Below are 19008 nucleotides of genomic sequence, written 5' to 3' on the forward strand. Positions count from 1 at the left end.
AAGAGCGGCCCGATGGCATTCTGGTGGCCTTTGGCGGCCAAACAGCCCTGAACTGCGCCGTGGCCCTGTACCGCGCCGGCGTGTTCGAGCAGTACAACGTGCAGGTGCTGGGCACGCCCGTGCAGAGCATCATCGACACCGAGGACCGGGAAATTTTCAAGGTCAAGCTCGACCAGATTGGCGTGCTCTCGGCCCGCAGCGTGGCTTGCACTAGCATGACCGAGGCCCTGGCCGCTGGCGAAACCATCGGCTTCCCCATCATCGTGCGGGCCGCGTTTGCGCTGGGCGGGCTGGGCAGCGGCTTCGCCAACAACCTGGACGAGCTGCGGGCCCTGGCCCGGCAGGCGTTCACGACGTCGGACCAGATTCTGGTGGAAGAATCGCTGAAGGGCTGGAAGGAAGTGGAATACGAAGTGGTGCGCGACCAGTTTGATAACTGCATCACGGTCTGCAACATGGAGAACTTCGACCCCATCGGCATTCACACCGGCGAGAGCATCGTGGTGGCCCCGTCGCAGACGCTGAGCAACCGCGAGTACCACAAGTTGCGCAGCATTGGCATCAAAACCATCCGGCACCTAGGCATTGTGGGCGAGTGCAACATTCAGTACGCCCTCGACCCCGTTTCCGAAGATTATCGGGTGATTGAGGTGAATGCCCGCCTCTCGCGCTCGTCGGCGCTGGCCTCAAAAGCCACGGGCTACCCGCTGGCCTTCGTGGCCGCCAAGCTGAGCCTGGGCTATTCGCTGGCCGAGCTGAAAAACAGCGTCACGCAGACGACTTCAGCCTTTTTCGAGCCCGCCCTCGACTACGTGGTGGTGAAGCTGCCGCGCTGGGACCTGGGCAAATTCTCGGGCGTGAACCGCCAGATTGGCTCGGCCATGAAGAGCGTGGGCGAGGTGATGGCCATCGGCAAATCGTTCGAGGAAGCCATTCAGAAGGGCCTGCGCATGCTCGATACCGGCAAGCGCGGCTTCGTGGCCAACCGGCCCGAAAACATTGAAAAGGATACCATCGATAAGCTCCTAAGCGAGCCCAACGAGGAGCGCATCTTCGCCATCAACAACGCCTTCGAGGCCGGCTACACGCTGGAGCAGGTGCACCAGCTGACGAAGATTGACCACTGGTTTTTGCAGCGCCTGCACACCATTTTCGAGCTGGGCCAGCAGCTGGCCGCCGGCCGCGCCGTGGGCCTGGATTCTTTGGAAACCAAACTGTTGCGCGAGGTAAAGAAAGCCGGTTTTTCGGACCAGCAGATTGCCGTGCAGCTGCTGGGCGAGGGCGACGTGAAGGCCGACGAGCTGCGCGTGCGCGCCCGCCGCAAGGCCCTGGGCGTGCTGCCCGTAGTGAAGCAGATTGACACGCTGGCCGCCGAATTCCCGGCCAAAACCAACTACCTCTACACCACCTACCACGGCACCGAACACGACCTGGCCCGCGAAACCGCGAAGTCCATCGTAGTGCTGGGCTCGGGTGTGTACCGCATCGGCTCATCGGTCGAGTTCGACTGGTGCGGCGTGCAGGCCGTGCAAACGGCCGCCGAGGAGGGCTACAAAACCATCCTCATCAACTACAACCCCGAAACCGTTTCGACCGACTACGACGTGAGTGACCGGCTCTACTTCGAGGAGCTGAGCTTCGAGCGGGTGCTGGACATCCTGGATTTCGAGCAGCCCGGCGGCGTGATTCTGAGCACCGGCGGCCAGATTCCCAACAACTTAGCCATGCGCCTCGAAGAAGCCCACGCGCCTATTCTGGGCACCACGGCCGCGCACATCGACGAGGCCGAGAACCGCCACAAGTTCAGCCGCATCATGGACGAGCTGGGCATTGCCCAGCCGCGCTGGAAGGAGCTGACCTCGCTGGAAGCCATGAACGAGTTCGTGCGGGAAGTGAGCTACCCGGTGCTCATCCGACCGAGCTACGTGCTGTCGGGCGCGGCCATGAACGTGGTTTCCAACGCCTTCGAGCTGGAAGAATTCTTGAAAGCCGCCAAGGAAGTAAGCGCCGAATACCCGGTGGTCGTGTCCGAATTCATGCAGGAAGCCAAGGAAATCGAGCTGGACGCGGTGGCCGACCAGGGCGAAATCGTGAGCTACGCCATTTCCGAGCACGTCGAATTTGCCGGCGTGCACTCCGGCGACGCCACCATGTACTACCCGCCCCAGCGGGTGTACGTGGGCACCATCCGCAAGCTCAAAATCATTGCCGAAAAGGTGGCCAAGCGCTACGAAATCAGCGGCCCGTTCAACATTCAGTTCCTGGAAAAAAATGGGGCCATCAGCGTGATTGAGTGCAACCTGCGTGCCTCGCGCAGCTACCCCTTCGTGTCGAAAATATCGGGCAACAACCTCATTAAAAAGGCTACGCAAGTGCTGCTGGGCAAGCAAGTACCCCGCGACGAAAGCGAGCGGGTCTACGACCTGCCCTTCGTGGGCGTGAAGGCCCCGCAGTTCTCCTTCACCCGCCTGCCCGGTGCCGACCCGGTGCTGCGCGTGGACATGGTGAGCACCGGCGAAGTCGGCTGCCTGGGCGACACGGCCGAGGAAGCGCTGCTGAAATCGATGCTGAGCGTGGGCTACAAAATCCCGGCGAAAACGGTGCTCATTTCCGGCGGGCCCCTCCAGTCGAAAGTGGCGCTGCTCTCGGCCAGCAAGCTGCTGGTGCAGCGCGGCTACCAGCTTTACGCCACCCAGGGCACCCACCGCTTCTTCGCTGAAAACAACGTGCCCAGCAGCCTCCTCTTCTGGCCCGACGATATGCAGGAGCCCAACGTGCTAACGTATTTGAAGGAAAAGAAAATCGACCTGGTCATCAACATCCCGAAAAATCTCTCGAAAGGCGAATTGGATAACGACTACAAAATCCGCCGCACGGCCGTGGATTCAGGCGTCGGATTGCTGACGAATGCGCGGCTGGCCAAGGCATTCATCCGCGCCTTTTGCACGCTGGGAATGGAGGATTTGAAGATTAAGAGTTGGAATGAGTATAAGGCGATGTAGCGCGGACTTTGCAGTCCGCGTGGCTGTACACCGACCTGATATTTGCATTGAGAGCATGTTAAAATTCAAGTATTCTAAATACCTGTACCGCGAAAACTTATTCACTGAACCCGACCAACCGTTTGGCCCAGATGCCCGTGTATAAATCCCTCATCAAACCCCTGCTCTTCAACTTCGACGCTGAGCGCGCCCACCACCTCGTTTTCGATAATCTGCGCCGTGCTGCGCGGATGCCGGGTACCAAAGCGCTGTTGCGGACGCTGTATAATTTCCAGGATTCCAGCCTGGAGCGGGAGGTTTTCGGGCTGAAATTCCCGAACCCCGTGGGCCTGGCGGCGGGGTTTGACAAGAACGCGGTCCTGACCGATGAGCTGGCCACGCTAGGCTTTGGCTTCGTGGAAATTGGGACCGTGACGCCCCGGCCGCAGCCCGGCAACCCCACGCCGCGCCTGTTTCGGCTGCCGCAAGACGAGGCGCTGGTGAACCGCATGGGCTTCAACAACGACGGGGCAGCCGTGGTAGCGGCCCGGCTGGCCCGGCGGCGCAATCGCCAGCTTATCATCGGCGGCAACATCGGCAAGAACAAGGACACGCCCAACGAGCACGCCGCCGCTGATTATGTGGCCGGCTTTGAGGCTTTGGCCGGGGTAGTCGATTACTTTGTGGTGAACGTGAGCTCGCCCAACACGCCCAACCTGCGCCAGTTACAGGAGAAAAAACCCCTCATTGAGCTATTGCAGCAGGTGCAGGCCCGAAACCTGGCCCGCGCCGTGCCGCGTCCGCTGCTGCTCAAAATCGCGCCCGACCTCACGGATTCGCAGCTCGACGACATTCTGCTCATCGCCCGCGAAACCAACCTGAGCGGCCTCGTCGCCACGAATACCACTATCAGTCGCGATAACCTGAGCACCGAGCCTGATTACGTAGCCAGCCTGGGCGCGGGCGGCCTGAGCGGCAAGCCGCTGCGGGCGCGGGCCACCGAAGTCATCCGCTACCTGCACCGAAAATCGGACGGAGGGCTGCCGATTATCGGTGCCGGTGGCATTCACTCGGCGGCCGATGCACGGGAGAAGCTGGACGCGGGGGCTTCGCTGATTCAGCTTTACACCGGGTTCATTTATGAAGGACCGGCGCTGGTGAGCCGGATAAACCAGAGCCTGGTGCCAATAGGATAAGGGGTCGCACAATAGTAGGTACGGAAAACAACGGTAGGGAGTGCCAGTCGACCGGGTTTGGGTCCGCCTGAATCCGTGGCGGGCGAGGCATCTCGCAAAACGACCGTTTGAGTGAACTAACGTCGAGTTGCGTTTGGGGTGCGAGGCCGGGTTAATACAGTACTTTTTTGAAAGTGTACCGCATCACCCGGTTCTTTTTAACTAGTACCAACGTGTCTGAGAGCGAGCGCTTTCGTAGACTGTCGCCCACAACTGCCATTGCCATGAACCCGCTTGCACCTCCCTCTTGCTTGGCGGGAAAGAAGCGGTAACGGTGGAAGTCCGTTAAGGTCACGCGCACTGCGAAGCCTTTGTTCGTGGTTTCAAGGGCTTGAATTTTGCCGACCACTGGCGTGCGAAAAAGTGTCTCAAAGGCATCCTGATTGCTTTTAATAGCATAATAATAACCACCAAGCCATAGCAGTAACACGAATCCCAGCCCCCACCAATACTTTCTGAAGAATGCCGCCATTAATAGTCCTGTGTGAAAGACGAAAGATATCCTCCCTTTATTGAACCACCAGCAACAGCCCACTAACAAGAGGCCCGCAAGCTACTGCAGGGCCGGACGAGTTTAAGAAACTCGTCTATGATTCAAAGTTTACGAAACGTGCTGAGGGGTTGAGTTTCGTAGACGCCAAACCAGCGCCTGCCCCCGACAAATGAATGCCCGCCAGCAGGCCGCAACGAAACTATAAGCTGCAAAGAACCCGCAAGTCACAGTTGACGGCATGCCGATAATGGGGTAGAGCAGCGCCATTGTACGCTTCATCCTTGAACGATTAGGTAGTAAGTCATAAGTGATTAGCAGTTAGTCTTGAGTTAATATACTGATTGTCAATGCGATAAAGTTTTGCCACTTGTTGCTTACTTCTGACTACTCACTTAGTCCCGCGCCGTACTCACGGTTACCGTCCAGGGTTCAAGACGCACGATATTGCGTCTTCACATCATCGGCCGTTCATATGCTTTCCCTGCTCACCTTCCGCCTGCATGGCACCGTGCCAGCAGCCACTGGCCGCGAGTTGAAAGCCAGCCTACGCGAAGCCCAGGAAGCTGGCACTGACCACCACCGCGCCCAGAAGCAGTTTTTTGCCAAGTTCGATGCCGTGCTCGACCGCGCACCCATCGGCCCGGCTTACTTCGAAAACGAGAAGACGGCCGAGGTGCTGGCCGGCGAAATAATGATGCTGGAAGAAACCGGCTTCCGCGTGCACGGCTTCGCCATTTTGCCCAACCATATCCACCTTGTGCTGGAGCTGCCCGACGACAGCCCGCTTTCCTTCGCCAAAGCCATCGACCTGCTGCACCTGCGCACCGGCACCAACTGCCGCCGCCTGGTGCGCCCCAAGCTCCCGCCCGAGGCCGAGTTCTGGCAAGTTGGCTGGCACGAATACGCCGTGCAGGATGCCGCCGAGCTCATCCGCCTGTTGGCCTACGTACGCGGCAATGCCCGCGCCGCCGGCCTGCCCGCCCGGTTTCAGGAGTGGCCTTATGTGAGTGAGTGAAGCGATGGAAGCCCGTACTTGCCACCCTGCTCCAGCTCCGGATGACAGCCTTACTTCCAGTCAGCTCCAATCCCGGCGCGCCAAACATCCGTAGCTCTGGCCACCTATGCGCTTGCTGTTCCTTCTGTTTCTGGGATTATTCGGCCTCGCCAGCCACGCCGCCCCTGCTCCGGCCGATACCCTGCGGCCCCTTAGCCCCGGACGGCTGCTGCGCTATACCTACGCCAACGACCTGTTTTTCCGCACCGACTACTATTTCACGCAGGGCATGACGGGCACGCTGGTACACCCGGCCCTGGCGCGGCTGCCCGTGCGGCACCTGCTGGCGGCCGGCCCGCGCGGCAGCACGCAATGCCACGGCCTCACACTGCGCTACGATGGTTTTACGCCTCTCCGCATTCAGGACGCGTTTATTCGGGTGGGCGACCGGCCGTATGCCGCCTATTTGTACGCATCGTTTTTCCGAACCAGCAACCACTTGGTTCGCCAGCAGCGCCTGACCACGGCGCTCGAAATAGGCTTTATCGGCCCGGCAGCGGGCGGCAAGGAATTGCAAACGGCCATCCATCGCGCCACGGGAAATGCGGAGCCGCGCGGCTGGGACTACCAGATTCGCAACGCCCCCATCATCGGCTATCACCTGGCGTTTGAAAAACAGGTACTGGCCGCCGGCCGCCACGCCGAGCTGCTAGCCGACGCGGAGGCCTCGCTGGGCACCCTCTACACCTACGCCGGTACCGGCCTGCGCCTGCGCGCCGGGCAATTCAACCCCTATTTTACCAGCCCGGACGGGGCCGGCGCGGGCTCGCGCAGCTGGCAGCTGTACGGCCAGGCCACGCTGGCAGGCCGCCTAATCGGCTACGATGCGACGCTGCAAGGCAGTCTTTTTCGCACCGATGACCCCTACACCCTGGCAGCTGCCAACGTACGCCGGATGGTGCTGCGCAACTCCGGCGGGGTAGTGCTGGCGCACAACGGACTGCGTTTCGAAGCGACCGCAACCTGGATTTCGCCGGAGTTTGCGGGCGCGCGCTCGCACCGCTGGGGGCAACTGAGCGCGACGGCCGCCTTTTGAGGAAAGGCCCCAACCCCGCACCTTACTTCGCCCGGTGAATAATGAGCACGCCGCCCAGAATGACTACCATGCCCACGAAGTGCCAGACGTTGAACGCCTCGCCATCGAGCGCGCCCAGCGCCAGTGCCACGATGGGAATGAGGTAGGTGCTGGAGGAGGCAAACAGCGCCGTAGATTGCTGAATGAGCTTATTGAACAGCACCATGGCCACGGCCGTGCTCATGGTGGCCAGCAGGGCGATGTAGCCGAAGGCCGTCCAGGCCCCCGGCGCGGTGGTTAGCTTGTGCACGAAGCCCGTGCCCAGCAGCAGAAACGCCAGCGCCGGCCCCCCAATGAGCAGCAATAGCATAGACGTCACGGCTATCGGCGTCATCCCCCCCAGCTTGTATTTTATCACGTTCACGCTCAGCCCGTAGCCGATGGTAGCGAACAGAATGTAGCCGCCATACCAGGCGTTGCCCTCGCCGGCGGGGGTAGCATCGCCGCCACTGCCGCCGAGTTGCAGCATGACGACCGTGCCCACCAGCCCCAGCCCGATGCCCAGCACCCGCAAGCCCGTGAGCCGCTGCCCAAACAGCAGCGCCCCCACCAGCAGCGTAAACACCGCCGTAAGGGCATTGAGCACCCCCGCCAGCCCCGAAGCCAGTTTTGTTTCCGCGTACGCGAACAGAAAAGCCGGCAGCAGCGTGCCCACTACCCCGCTCAGGGCCAGCCATTTGAAGCGGCTGCGGTCGGTGCTGCCCACGTGCCGCAGGGAAAACGGCAGCAGCAGCAACGCCGCCACGCTCACCCGAATAGCGCCCAACTCCAGCGCCGAAAACACCACCAGCCCCTTTTTCATCAGAATAAACGACGTGCCCCAGATGCAGGCCAGCACAATCAGCAGCGCCCAGGCCAGCGGCGTGGTGGCGGCCGGCGCGGCCAGGGCCAATGCCTCGGCGGCTTGGAGGGAAGCTGATTCGTCGGGGCCGCCCCCGATGGCCGCCGCGCCGCCGCCCGAAGCAACTTTAGCGGGGCGAGGCACGAGTGAAGGCGTAGCGGCAGGAGGAGTTTTCAGCGACATGCCGCAAAGGTACGTGGGCGTCGCACGGCGGCTTCGGGCCGGCACATCGGTGCTATTTCGCCGCGGCCACTTTTTTTCCAACCTGATTTTTGTCAGGTGTGGCCCGGGCGGGAAGCGCAGGGGCCGTTGAGCGCGTTTCGTCCCCTGATATTCGTCATCTTTCCCCTCGAACCCTACTTATCCCCGGACTGTTATGATACCGTACCGAAATCCTACCGTATTTTTGTAGTCCGGTTTCGTGCCGAGTATATCTATGTCGCATCCGTTCAAGGCCGTTAGCCTCTCCTTCAAGAAAGCCCCGCTTGCCATCCGCGAGCTGCTTTCGCTGGACGAGGCCGCCTGCCGCCGCTTCCTGAATACGCTGCATCAGGAGTTGGGTCTATCCGACCTGCTCGTGCTGAGCACCTGCAACCGCACCGAGGTGTACTACGCCGCCGAGGACGACCGCAGCCGCGAAATCATCCTCGCCCTTGGCGAACTGAAAGACCGGGCCGACATCGGCCAGTTCCTGCCCTATTTCGACTTGCTGCCCGATGCCGATGCGGCCGTGCGTCACCTTTTCGAAGTGGCCATGGGCCTTGAAGCCCAGGTAGTGGGCGACCTGCAAATCAGCAACCAGGTGAAAACGGCTTACCAATGGGCCGCCGATGCTGATGCCGCCGGCCCCTTTCTGCACCGCCTGCTGCACACGGTTTTCTTTACTAACAAGCGCGTGCAAACCGAAACCAGCTTCCGCGATGGGGCTGCTTCCGTGAGCTACGCCGCCCTGGAGCTGGTGGAAGAGTTGACCGCCGACGTGGCCAACCCCAAGGTTTTGGTGGTTGGGCTGGGCGAAATCGGAGCCGATGTGTGCCGCCATTTGTCGGCCAGCAAAGCATTTGGCGAAGTGGTGCTCTGCAACCGCACCCGCGCCAAAGCCGAGGCGCTGGCCGAAGAATGCGGGATGCGCATCGTGGATTTTGAAGACTTGGTGCCTGCTCTCAAGGAAGCCGACATCATCATTTCCTCCATCAACCGCGCCGAGCCATTCTTTACCCGCGAGCTGGCCGAAAACCTCGACGTCCTCAGCTTCAAGTTTCTGATTGACCTGAGCGTGCCCCGCAGCATCGCGGCCGATGTGGAGCAGGTGCCCGGCGTACTGGTCTACAACATCGATGCCATCCAGAGCAAGGCTTCGGCCGCGCTGCAAACCCGCCTGGCCGCCGTGCCGCAGGTGCGGGCCATCATCGCCGAAAGCATTGCCAGCCTGAATGACTGGGCCAAAGAAATGATGGTTTCGCCGCTCATTCAGAAGATGAAAGCCAGCCTGGAGCAGCTGCGTCAGGAAGAGCTCGACCGCTTCCAGAAAAAGGCTACCCCCGCCGAAAGCAAGCTGCTCGACGAAGCCACCCGCTCGCTGATGCAGAAGATTCTCAAGCAGCACGTGCTCCAGCTCAAAGCCGCTTGCAAGCGCGACGACGGCGGCCAGCTGGTAGAGTTACTGGGAGAATTATTCGATTTGGAGAAGACGGGCGAAACGGCTTGATGCCGACAACCCACGGGGCCACTATGGGATATACCTCCTCCCCTTGTAAAGCGGCAAACGTGGCTTATGCCCAACGAATTTTGACACAGAAGCTGTTCAGAAAGTCGCTAGAATCAATCATTCCGTCATGCTGAGCTTGTCGAAGCATCTCTACTGTTTCGTCGAACGTCGCATACGAAGCGGTAGAGATGCTTCGACAAGCTCAGCTTGGCTGTTCTTCTGATTTCCTAAACCGCTTCATAAAAAGAGCCTCGCGCAATTGCACGAGGCTCTTTTACCTTGAAATTAGCGCCAAACTGGTTTCCCTTGCCCTAGGGAAGCCAGGGAGAGGGAAACCAGCCGGCAGGGCTACACCTGCTCCATCATCTTCTCCCGCTGCTTGATGCGCTTGTCGTTGTTCACGGCCGTGGGCACCACCGTCACCACCACGTATTTCGAGGTGGGCGTGTTGCTCACCTTGGCCACGCTGGTGATGGGCACCAGTGGGTTGGCCTCGGGGAAGTAGGCCGACACGTTGCCCTTCGGAATGTCATAGGGCACGGCCACGAACTTCTCCACGGTGCGTTCCTCGCCCTGGAAGTGGCTGGTGATGTCGATGAGGTCCTTGGCTTTGATGCCTCGAGTGGCCATGTCGGCCGGGTTCATGAATAACACGCGACGCTCGCCGTGGATGCCGCGGTACCGGTCGTTATACTCGTAAATTGTGGTATTGAACTGGTCGTGTGAGCGCACGGTCATCAGAATGAGTTGGTCGGGCTCGACTTCGTACTTCTCCAGCGTGGTGGTGCTGAAGTGGGCCTTGCCATCCTTAGTCGTGAATTTGCGCTCGCGTGGGCCGTTGGGCAGGTAGAATCCCCCGGGCTCCCGCAGCTTCTTATTAAAATCCTCGAAGCCGGGGATAACGCGGCTAATAGAATCCCGAATTACGTCGTAATTCTCGGTCATGGCCACCCAGTTGGTCTTGGTTTTGTCGCCGAGCGTGGCAATGGCCATGCCGCTGATGATGGCTACTTCGCTAAGCTGGTCGCCATCGAGCGGCACCAGGATGCCTTTATTCTGGCTCACCACGCCCATCGAGTTTTCGCAGCTGGTCATCTGATGGCCGCTCTTCTGCATGTCGATATCGACGTGGGCGAAAGTGGGCAGCAACAGGCTGGTTTCGCCGGTGGTGAGGTGGCCACGGTTGAGCTTGGTGCCCACAAACACGGTCAGCTTCTGCTTGCGCATTGCTTCGGCGATAAACTCGGTATCGGGGCCGGCGGCCAGCAGGTTGCCGCCCAGGCTAAAGTACACCCGGGTTTTGCCCGCGTGCATGGCCTTGAGGCTTTCCACCACGTCGAGGCCGTCCTCACGCGGAGCAGAGAACTTGAACTCTTTTTCCAGCGCATCGAGGAAGGGAGCATGCATCCGCTCCCAGATGCCCATTGTGCGGTCGCCCTGCACGTTGGAGTGGCCGCGCACCGGGCAAGTGCCCGCACCGGGCTTGCCAATGGCCCCCTTCATGAGGTGCAGGTTCACGATTTCCTGAATCGTTTCGACGCCCTTGCGCTGCTGCGTAACGCCCATGGCCCAGCAAGTAATGATTTTCTGCTTGTGGGCAATGATGTTGGCCGCTTCCAGCAGCTGGACGCGGCTAATGCCACTGATTTCCTCAATTTCCTCCCAGCTCGTGTTGCGAATGTTCTGCTCGAACGAGTCGAAGCCTTCGGTGAATTCGGCCACAAAGCTGCGGTCCACCACTTGGCCGGGGTTCAGGTCCTCGGCCTCGAACAGGTGCTTCATGATGCCGCGCAGCAGGGCCATGTCGCCGTCCACGCGCACTTGCAGAAACACATCCGTGAGCTGCGTGCCGTCGCCCATAAGCGCGCCCAGCGCCCGCAGCGGGTTCATGAAATCCTGGGGGTTTTTGAAGGCGACGAGGCCAGCTTCAATCAACGGGTTGATGCTGATAATTTTGGCCCCGTTGCGCTTGGCCGCTTGCAGGGCCGAAAGCATACGCGGGTGGTTGGTGCCCGGGTTCTGGCCGATGATGAGGATGACCTCGGCCTCGTGAATATCATTCAGCGTAACCGAGCCTTTGCCCAGGCCCAGCGTGGGGCTCAGGGCCGAGCCGCTGCTCTCGTGGCACATGTTGGAGCAGTCGGGCAGGTTGTTGGTGCCGTACTCACGAACGAAGAGCTGGAACAGAAAGGCCGGCTCGTTCGGAATCTTGCCCGAGGTGTAGAACACGGCTTCATCCGGCGTTTTGCAGGCGTTCAGCTCCTTGGCAATAAGGTCAAACGCATCGGGCCAGGCAATGGGCGAGTAGTGGTTGTCGCCGGGTCGCTTCACCATGGGATGGGTGAGGCGGCCGGTGTTGTTCTGGTCGCGGTCGGTGAGGCGCGAGAGCTCGGCCAGGCTGTGACGAGCAAATAGCTCGGGACCAGCGGCCTTGTCATCAGCATCGGAGGCGGTGGCTTTGGCTCCGTTTTCGCAGAACTCGGCTATCGAGCGGTGCTCGTCGGGGTCGGGCCAAGCGCAACTAGAGCAGTCGAACCCGTTCTTCTGGTTCAGGCCCAGCAGCGCCTTGGTGCCGCGTCCTACGCCGCCCTCGCTCCAGCTGAACTGCATGGATTTGATAACGGCCGTGACGCCAGCCGCTACCTTTTCACGTCCTTCCAGCCGCAGGCCGGTGAGGGCCTCGGGCGGCTGGGCCAGAATGGGGTGCAGGTACTTGGCCTCCATGGTGGGCGGGGCCGGAACGTGCTCTTCGGCGGGCGGGGTACCGGCGCTGGCTTCGTGCATGGCTTTGGTAGGATTATCGGCGTTCGGAATTTCGTGGTCGGCTACCGGAGCGTGGCCCTGGTCGGGGCGCTCGCCGCTGGTGGGGGCATGCTTGGCCAGCTGCTCATCGGTTTTGCCAGCCTTACTGGGGTCGGTTTGAGGGGAATCTTCCATCATTTCTAATTGTGAGTTTTGAATTATAAATTATGAGTTGAATTTGGAGAATAGCGGTGGCCAATAGTTCATCGTATCGGCCTCCTCATTACCTGTAGTTCAAAACTCACAAATCCCTAATGTCGGCAGTCCAGGTCCTTCTCAACCAGAATACGCAGATGCTGGTTCTCAGCTAGCGGCAGGAGGTGAGAAAAGCCATTCTGGTCGGTTTCGACCCAGGTTTTGGCCAGCGCAAACGGCACCAGTACCGTCAGGGCACCCGGCTCGTAGTGTACCTGCACGGGCTCGGCCTCGGGCAGGGTTTGGGCGGGCTCGGAGCCGCGCTCCAGCGCGTAGGTAAGGCGCTGAGCAGGATTGAGGCCGAAGTGCACGGCTCCTTCTACGCGGCCCATCTGAGCAAACTCATCTAATTCGCCCTGGGAGAGGCGCAGGCGCAGAGTATCGTCTTCGATGCGGAGTTTCATGACTGGAAAGTTAAACGGCTGACGGCCGAAGCCGTTGCCAAACTATAGCTATTGAGCAAGTTTCTGACAGAACTTCTCCCCGCCGCTGCCACAGCAACCATGCGGGGCGTTTACGCCCCCAGCCGCCAGCCGTGGCTGTAGATGTTGAACCGCTCGTTGCGCACAAAACCCAGGACCGTCATCCCGAAGCTTTCGGCCGCCTGAATAGCCAGGCTGCTCGGCGCACCTACAGCAGCTAAAATCCCGATGCCCGCAGCGGCGGCTTTTTGCACCAGCTCGAAGCTGACTCGCCCGCTCACCAGTAAGATATGCTGGTGCAGCGGCAGCTCGCCCGCCAGCAGCGCCGCCCCGATAACCTTGTCGAGGGCATTGTGGCGGCCCACGTCTTCGCGCAGCAGCAGCAGCTCGCCCTCGGGCGTGAAGAGGGCCGAGGCGTGCTGCCCGCCGGTTTGCTCGAAGCCGGCCTGGGCGGCGCGCAGCTTGTCGGGCAGCTGGTGCACCACGTCGTAGCGCAGGTGCGGGCCGGTGGCGGGCAGCATGGGGCAGGAGGTGGTACGCACGGCGTCGATGCTGGTTTTGCCGCACACCCCGCAGCTGGAACTGGTGTAGAAATGCCGCTCCATGGCCGCAAAATCAACTTTGACGTGGGCCGCCAACTCGGCACGCACCACGTTGCCGGCTTCTTCGGCCTTTTGCACGTCGGGGCAGGGAATGATGCCGAGCAGGTCGGCTTTGGCGTGAATGATGCCTTCGGTGAGCAGGAAGCCGGCGGCCAGCTCCTCGTCGTGGCCGGGGGTGCGCATGGTTACGGACAGGGTGCGGTGCGTGCGCTGGCCATCGACTTCGAAGCCCACCCGGATTTCGAGCGGCTCCTCAGCGGCCAGCTGGTCGGAGGCGGGCACGGGCGGGCCGGCACCGCTCACTTTCTGAATGGTGGCAAATTCGTAGCTGGCGGCGGGTAGCAGAATGCTGGGGTTCATGCGTGGGTAGTTGGTCAGTGCTGAAACGAGCCGGCCGAAAATCGGGCTCGAATATGTCCCAAATAAACAGTACATTGGATGGCGTGTTCGGGCAGGCTCCTGATTTTGAGCCGGCCCCAGACGCACTGCTTGCTCTCCTCTTCCCCGGCTGCGCGTTGGCGCGGCCAGCTCATCCCACCCGGTTTCGATGCGCGTGCGCCCGCTTTCGTCCTCCGCCAACCCGCCGCCGCTAGCGGCGCGCGACGACGCGGCCCTGCTGCGCGCGCTGTCGCTGGATGATACCGCCGCCTTCGCCGCCATCTACGAGCGGTATTGGGATGCCCTGCACGCGCACGCTGGCCGCAAGCTGGGCTGCCCGCACGAGGCCGAAGAAATTGTGCAGGACCTGTTTGTGGCCCTCTGGCACAAGCGCCACTCCGCCGACATTCAGCAACTGAAGCCCTACCTGTTCGCGGCCCTCAAGTACCGCCTCATCGACAGCATCCGGGCGCGCCTAGTGCGCCAGGCCCACGCCGCTACCCCGCCGCCCCGCGCCGACCACGGCACCGAAGAAACCGTAGCCGCCGCCGACCTGCACGCCGCCCTCGACGCCAGCGTGCGCCAGCTCCCGGCCCACGCCCAGAAGGTATTTCGCCTCAGCCGCCTCGAACACCGCACGGTGCCCGAAATTGCGGCCCATTTGCAGGTTTCGGCTAAAACCGTAGAGTACCACCTGGCCCGCTCGCTGAAACTGATGCGCGGCTACCTGCGCGAGTTTCTGCTGGGGCTGGTGCTGCTGACGGGCCTGGGGGCGTAGGCCAATGGTGGGCATATTCCTCGCGAAATAGGGAACGCCCCGAAATAACCGCGCCGCGCCGTGCCGTGGCGGCGGTGCTCATTGGAATAAAAAACGCTGCTGATTTCGACGCGCAAAAAAGTTTTCCTGCCTCACCAGGGTAAAGCTGCCGTGGGCCGACTTACAGGAAAAGCCCCCTTCCGGGCCGGCCCCGCATGAAGCCCTCTTACCTCGCCGATTTACTGAAGCGCTACCTCGACCACGACACCACCGAAGGCGAAGCCTGGACGGTGGACCAGTGGTACGAGGCCCGCGACATGCCCCGGCCCGACCTCACGCCGGCCGAGCAGGCAGCGGCAAGGGCTCGGAGCTGGGAGCAGATTCAGCGGCGGACGCGGCCCCGGCCGCAGCCGCAGGTACGCCCCCGGCACCGCACCGGCATGAGCTGGGCAGCCGCGGCCGTCGTGTTGCTGAGCCTGGGCCTGGGGGCGGTGCGGCAGGGCCTGTTTGTACTGCCACCCGCGGGCACCGTGGCGCAGCAGGCCCCCACCGCCGACCAATTACTCATTGGGCTGCAGGCCGATGGCACCCTCACGGCCCGCAACCTACATGCACACGCCCTACCCCTGGCCCTGGCCGATGGCAGCACCGTGACCCTGCAGCCCGGCGCGCAGCTGCGCTACCCTGCTCGCTTCACGGGGGCGCAACGCGTGGTGCAGCTCGAAGGCGAAGCCTTTTTCGAGGTATTTCACGACGCCGGCCACCCGTTCCGGGTGCTCACCGACAAGCTCGAAACGACGGTGCTGGGTACCAGCTTCGGGGTGCGGGCAGTGCCGGGCCAAGGGGCTGCCACGGTGCGGGTACGCACCGGCCGCGTGCGGGTGCAGGCGCGGGCCGGCCAGCCCACGCCCCCGCAGGCCGCCGTGGTGCTGCGGCCCAACCAGGAAGTAACCTACCAGCCGGCCGCGCCCGCCCTGCGGCCAGTGCTGGTACCGCAGCCCGTGCTGCTGGCCCCGCAAACGCTGACGTTTGAGGAGCAAGCCGTGACGGCAGTGCTGCGTAGCCTGGAGGCCAGCTACGGCGTGCCCATCCGCTACGACGGGGCCGCCCTGGCCGGCTGCACCGTGACGCTGCACTTCGGAACTGAAACGCTCTTTGAAAAGCTCGATTTGCTGAGCCGCGCGCTGGGGGCCCGCTATGAGCGAACCGACACCGCCATTATTTTCCGCAGCACTGGCTGCCAAAGCAAGTAATTTCTCCTACCCTACCCCGAACTCTGCCCCCGCTTTTCACGCCAACTCCCACCACTCATACTTCTTCTCATGACGCAGTTTTTCCGCTTTTACCGCGTGGCAGCGCGGCCGCTTTCCGTAGCCCTGTTGGCCTCGCTGCTGGCTACCGCCCCCGCCGAGGCGGCCCCGGCCGCCCCGGCCCGGGCTCGAACCAGCGACGTGCTGACCCGCCCCGTAACGCTACGCCTGGAGGGCCAGCCCATAAAAGACGTGCTGGCCAGCATCGAGGGTCAGGTGAACATCCGCTTCCTCTACAGCCAGCAGCTGATTGGCGCGGGCCGGCGCGTGAGCGTAGCCGCCACCCAGGAACCCCTGAGCGGGGTGCTGCAATCGCTGCTGCTGCCGCTGGGCATTCAGTATGAGGTAGTGAGCAGCGGCATTCTGCTGGCCCCGGCGGCCGGCGGCGTACGGGCCGGCATTCCCATCAAGGGGCGGGTGCTGGATGAGAACGGCGCGGGCATGCCCGGCGTGACGGTGCTGGAGCAGGGCACCACCAACGGCACCGGCACCGATAGCGACGGCCGCTTCGCGCTGAATGTGCAGCCGGGGGCCACGCTGGTGATTTCGGCCGTGGGCTATAAGAGCCAAACGCTGGCCGTGGGCGAGCGCACGACCTTCGACGTGCGCCTGACAGCCAGCGCCACCGACCTGAGCGACGTGGTGGTGGTGGGCTCGCGTGGCCTGCCCCGCACCGACGTGGAGCGCCCCATGCCCGTGGACGTGCTCAATGCCAAAGAGTTGCAACTGACCGGCCAGACCGACCTGGGCCAGCAGGTGCAATTCAACTCGCCCTCCTTCAACTCGGCTAAAACCGGCGTGAACGGCGTGGCCAACTACGCCGACCCGGCCAGCCTGCGCGGCCTCTCGCCCGACCAGGTGCTGGTACTCGTGGACGGCAAGCGCCGCCACCAGTTTTCGGCCCTGAACCTGAACGTGACCGTGGGCGCGGGCACGGTGGTGACGGATTTGAACGCCATCCCGTCGCTGGCCATCGAGCGGATTGAGGTGCTGCGCGACGGCGCGGCCGCCCAGTACGGCTCCGACGCCATTGCCGGCGTCATCAACCTGGGCCTGAACAAAAGCACCGGCGTGGGCACGGCCAAGGTGCAGTACGGCATCACCAGGGAAGGCGACGGCGCGCAATACCTGGCCGGGGCCAACTACGGCATCAAGCTGGGCAAAACCAACCCCGGCTATGTCAATTTCACCCTGCAATACCAGCACCAGAGCCAGACCAATCGCTCCGATTACTACCGGGGCGGCATCTATACGGCTTTCCCGGCCCTGACTGCGGCCAACCCTAACCCAACCGATGCCCAGATTGCGGCCGAGAATAGCGCCCGCGCTAAAGGGGGCGTGTACCCATCGGTAGGCACGCCCTTTAAGGTGGGGGTTTACGGCAGCAACCGGGCCGATATCTACCAGGGTTTTTACAACCTGAGCATGCCCATTGGGGCGTCGAAATGGGCGGTGTACAGCTTCGGCGGCTACTCGCGCAAGGACATTCTGGCCTACGGCTTTTTCCGCAATGCCCAGCCCAACAACGTCAACTACAGTCCCATTCAGCCCAACGGCTACCTGCCCGACCTGCCCGGCCGCTCCGACGACTACTCGGCCGTGGTGGGCCTGAGCCGCAAGCTGGCCGGCGGCTGGAACCTCGATTTCAGCACTGGCTACGGCTACAACTACCTCGATTTGTTCGTGAACAAGTCGGCCAATCCCTCAATGGGCGCGGCCTCGCCCACCGATTTCTACGTGGGCCGCAGTGCCTTCGGGCAGAGCACCAGCGAGGTGAACGTGAGCCGCAACTACGCCGGCTTGTTCGGCACCAAGTCGTTCAACATTGCCCTGGGCACGCAGTACCGCGTCGACCAGTTCATTCTGAAGGAAGGCAGCCCCGAGTCGTACTTCGTGGGCCCACTGGCGGGGGCGGCACCTGCCATGAACGGCATGCCGGCCCGCACGGCTAAGGCCACGGGCTCCAGCGGCCGGCCGGGCATCGCGCCCGAGGACGCCACCAACGCCACCCGCAGCAACATCGGCGTGTACGTGGACCTCGAAAGTGACCTGACCGAGCGCCTGCTTCTGACCACGGCCCTGCGCTACGAAAACTACTCCGACTTCGGCAGCAACGTGTCGGGCAAGTTTGCCGGCCGCTACAAGATTACGGAAGGCATTTCGCTGCGCGGCTCCGTGAACCGGGGCTTCCGCGCCCCCTCACTGCAGCAGACGTTTAACAGCGTGTCGACTTCGACGGTACAGGGCGGAGCCATTGTGCAAACCAAACAGCTGCGCAACAACGACGCCCGCCTGATTCCGCTGGGCGTGGCCGCCCCCAAGGCCGAAACCTCGTGGAACTACAGCGCCGGCGTGGCCGCCCAGCTCGGCGAGCACCTGCTGCTGACTGTGGACGCTTATCAGATTGATATCCGGGACCGCATCATCGACAGCGAGCGCCTGGTTAAGTCCGACATCAAGGCCCTGCAAACGCCGGAGTTCGCCAACATCAGCGAAATCCGCTTCTTCACGAATGCCATCAACACCCGCACCCGCGGCATCGATTTCGTGACGACGTACAAGACCGATTTCAGTGAGCGCAGCCGCCTGACGGCCAGCCTGGCCTTCACTTTGAATGCCACTAACATCGTGAACACCAGTGCCACGCCCGCCGCCCTGCAGGCCGGCACCGCCAACCGCATTCTGCTGATTGACACCGTGAGCATTGGCCTGATTGAGCGCGCCCAGCCCCGCCAGAAAGTACTGGGCTCGGTCACCTACACGATGGGCAAGTTCAGCATCACGCCCCGCGCCTCGTACTTCGGGCCGGTGACGGCTTATGAGAAGCCAGCCAACCGCAGCACCACCGTTGGGGGCGTGACCACCACCACCTACGTGCCCCATATCAGCCAGGAATTCCGCGGCAAAACGTTGATTGACCTGGCCCTGGTGTACACGCCGGCCCGAGTGCTGTCGCTGACGGTAGGCGGTAACAACCTGTTCAACGTGTACCCCGACAAGGTGGACGCCACTCGCTTCGGCAGCTACTCCAACGGCGAAATTCCCTACACCCGCAACGCGGCGCAGTTCGGCTTCAACGGGGCCTACTACTATGCGAATGCGACGGTGACGTTCTAGGGAGTGATGGGGTGATGAAGTCCGCCATGCCGAGCGCA

13 protein-coding genes are annotated in these 19008 nt (G+C 62.2%); 8 read left to right on the forward strand and 5 right to left on the reverse strand.

Translation table 11 applies throughout. The annotated features are described in order from the left end of the window. Both carB and ABIB44_RS14385 read left to right on the forward strand, forming a co-directional pair. Positions 1-3002, forward strand: a 3002-nt coding sequence (carB, locus tag ABIB44_RS14380; RefSeq protein WP_354585346.1) for a carbamoyl-phosphate synthase (glutamine-hydrolyzing) large subunit, incomplete at its 5' end; no start/stop codon positions are given. A 137-nt stretch (positions 3003-3139) separates the two neighbouring features. Further along, positions 3140-4177, forward strand: a complete 1038-nt coding sequence (locus ABIB44_RS14385; RefSeq protein WP_354585347.1) for a quinone-dependent dihydroorotate dehydrogenase — start codon at positions 3140-3142, stop codon at positions 4175-4177. A gap of 151 nt (positions 4178-4328) precedes the next feature. Here the strand turns inward: ABIB44_RS14385 and ABIB44_RS14390 are convergent, their stop codons facing one another. After that, positions 4329-4688 (reverse strand): hypothetical protein, encoded by a 360-nt coding sequence (locus ABIB44_RS14390; protein ID WP_354585348.1) that lies wholly within the window; start codon positions 4686-4688, stop codon positions 4329-4331. 493 nt (positions 4689-5181) lie between these two features. Here ABIB44_RS14390 and ABIB44_RS14395 point away from each other — a divergent pair, with 493 nt between their 5' ends. Beyond that, on the forward strand, positions 5182-5724 hold the full coding sequence (locus tag ABIB44_RS14395; protein ID WP_354585349.1) for a hypothetical protein: 543 nt from the start codon (positions 5182-5184) through the stop codon (positions 5722-5724). 106 nt (positions 5725-5830) lie between these two features. Further along, positions 5831-6799, forward strand: coding sequence for a lipid A deacylase LpxR family protein (locus ABIB44_RS14400; protein ID WP_354585350.1), 969 nt, complete (start codon positions 5831-5833; stop codon positions 6797-6799). 22 nt (positions 6800-6821) lie between these two features. On the opposite strand, the gene ABIB44_RS14405 is transcribed toward ABIB44_RS14400, so the two are convergent. Then, positions 6822-7862, reverse strand: a complete 1041-nt coding sequence (locus tag ABIB44_RS14405) for a DMT family transporter (protein WP_354585351.1) — start codon at positions 7860-7862, stop codon at positions 6822-6824. 253 nt (positions 7863-8115) lie between these two features. Here ABIB44_RS14405 and hemA point away from each other — a divergent pair, with 253 nt between their 5' ends. Next, the gene (hemA, locus tag ABIB44_RS14410; RefSeq protein ID WP_354585352.1) at positions 8116-9387 is read left to right on the forward strand and encodes a glutamyl-tRNA reductase; all 1272 of its coding nucleotides are present in this window, start codon (positions 8116-8118) and stop codon (positions 9385-9387) included. A gap of 348 nt (positions 9388-9735) precedes the next feature. On the opposite strand, the gene ABIB44_RS14415 is transcribed toward hemA, so the two are convergent. The 3 genes from ABIB44_RS14415 to fdhD form a co-directional block, all read right to left on the reverse strand. Next, positions 9736-12324: an FdhF/YdeP family oxidoreductase gene (locus ABIB44_RS14415; RefSeq protein WP_354585576.1), complete on the reverse strand. Its 2589-nt coding sequence runs from the start codon at positions 12322-12324 to the stop codon at positions 9736-9738. A gap of 116 nt (positions 12325-12440) precedes the next feature. Beyond that, positions 12441-12788 carry a DUF7009 family protein gene (locus ABIB44_RS14420; RefSeq protein ID WP_354585353.1) on the reverse strand — a complete coding sequence of 116 codons (348 nt, stop codon included), beginning with the start codon at positions 12786-12788 and terminating at the stop codon, positions 12441-12443. Positions 12789-12898: 110 nt separating this feature from the next. Continuing rightward, positions 12899-13768, reverse strand: coding sequence for a formate dehydrogenase accessory sulfurtransferase FdhD (gene fdhD, locus ABIB44_RS14425; RefSeq protein ID WP_354585354.1), 870 nt, complete (start codon positions 13766-13768; stop codon positions 12899-12901). Between the two features lie 193 nt (positions 13769-13961). Here fdhD and ABIB44_RS14430 point away from each other — a divergent pair, with 193 nt between their 5' ends. The 3 genes from ABIB44_RS14430 to ABIB44_RS14440 all read left to right on the forward strand — a co-directional run bounded on the left by ABIB44_RS14430 (position 13962) and on the right by ABIB44_RS14440 (position 18970). Beyond that, a complete protein-coding gene (locus ABIB44_RS14430) occupies positions 13962-14564 on the forward strand; it encodes an RNA polymerase sigma factor (RefSeq protein ID WP_354585355.1) in 603 nt (200 codons plus the stop codon). Positions 14565-14758: 194 nt separating this feature from the next. Further along, complete coding sequence (locus ABIB44_RS14435) at positions 14759-15796, forward strand: FecR family protein (protein ID WP_354585356.1); 1038 nt, start codon at positions 14759-14761, stop codon at positions 15794-15796. Positions 15797-15865: 69 nt separating this feature from the next. Then, positions 15866-18970, forward strand: coding sequence for a TonB-dependent receptor domain-containing protein (locus ABIB44_RS14440; protein WP_354585357.1), 3105 nt, complete (start codon positions 15866-15868; stop codon positions 18968-18970). Positions 18971-19008: the final 38 nt, after the last annotated feature.

Source organism: Hymenobacter sp. UYCo722 (assembly GCF_040547115.1).
Classification (GTDB): Bacteria; Bacteroidota; Bacteroidia; order Cytophagales; family Hymenobacteraceae; genus Hymenobacter.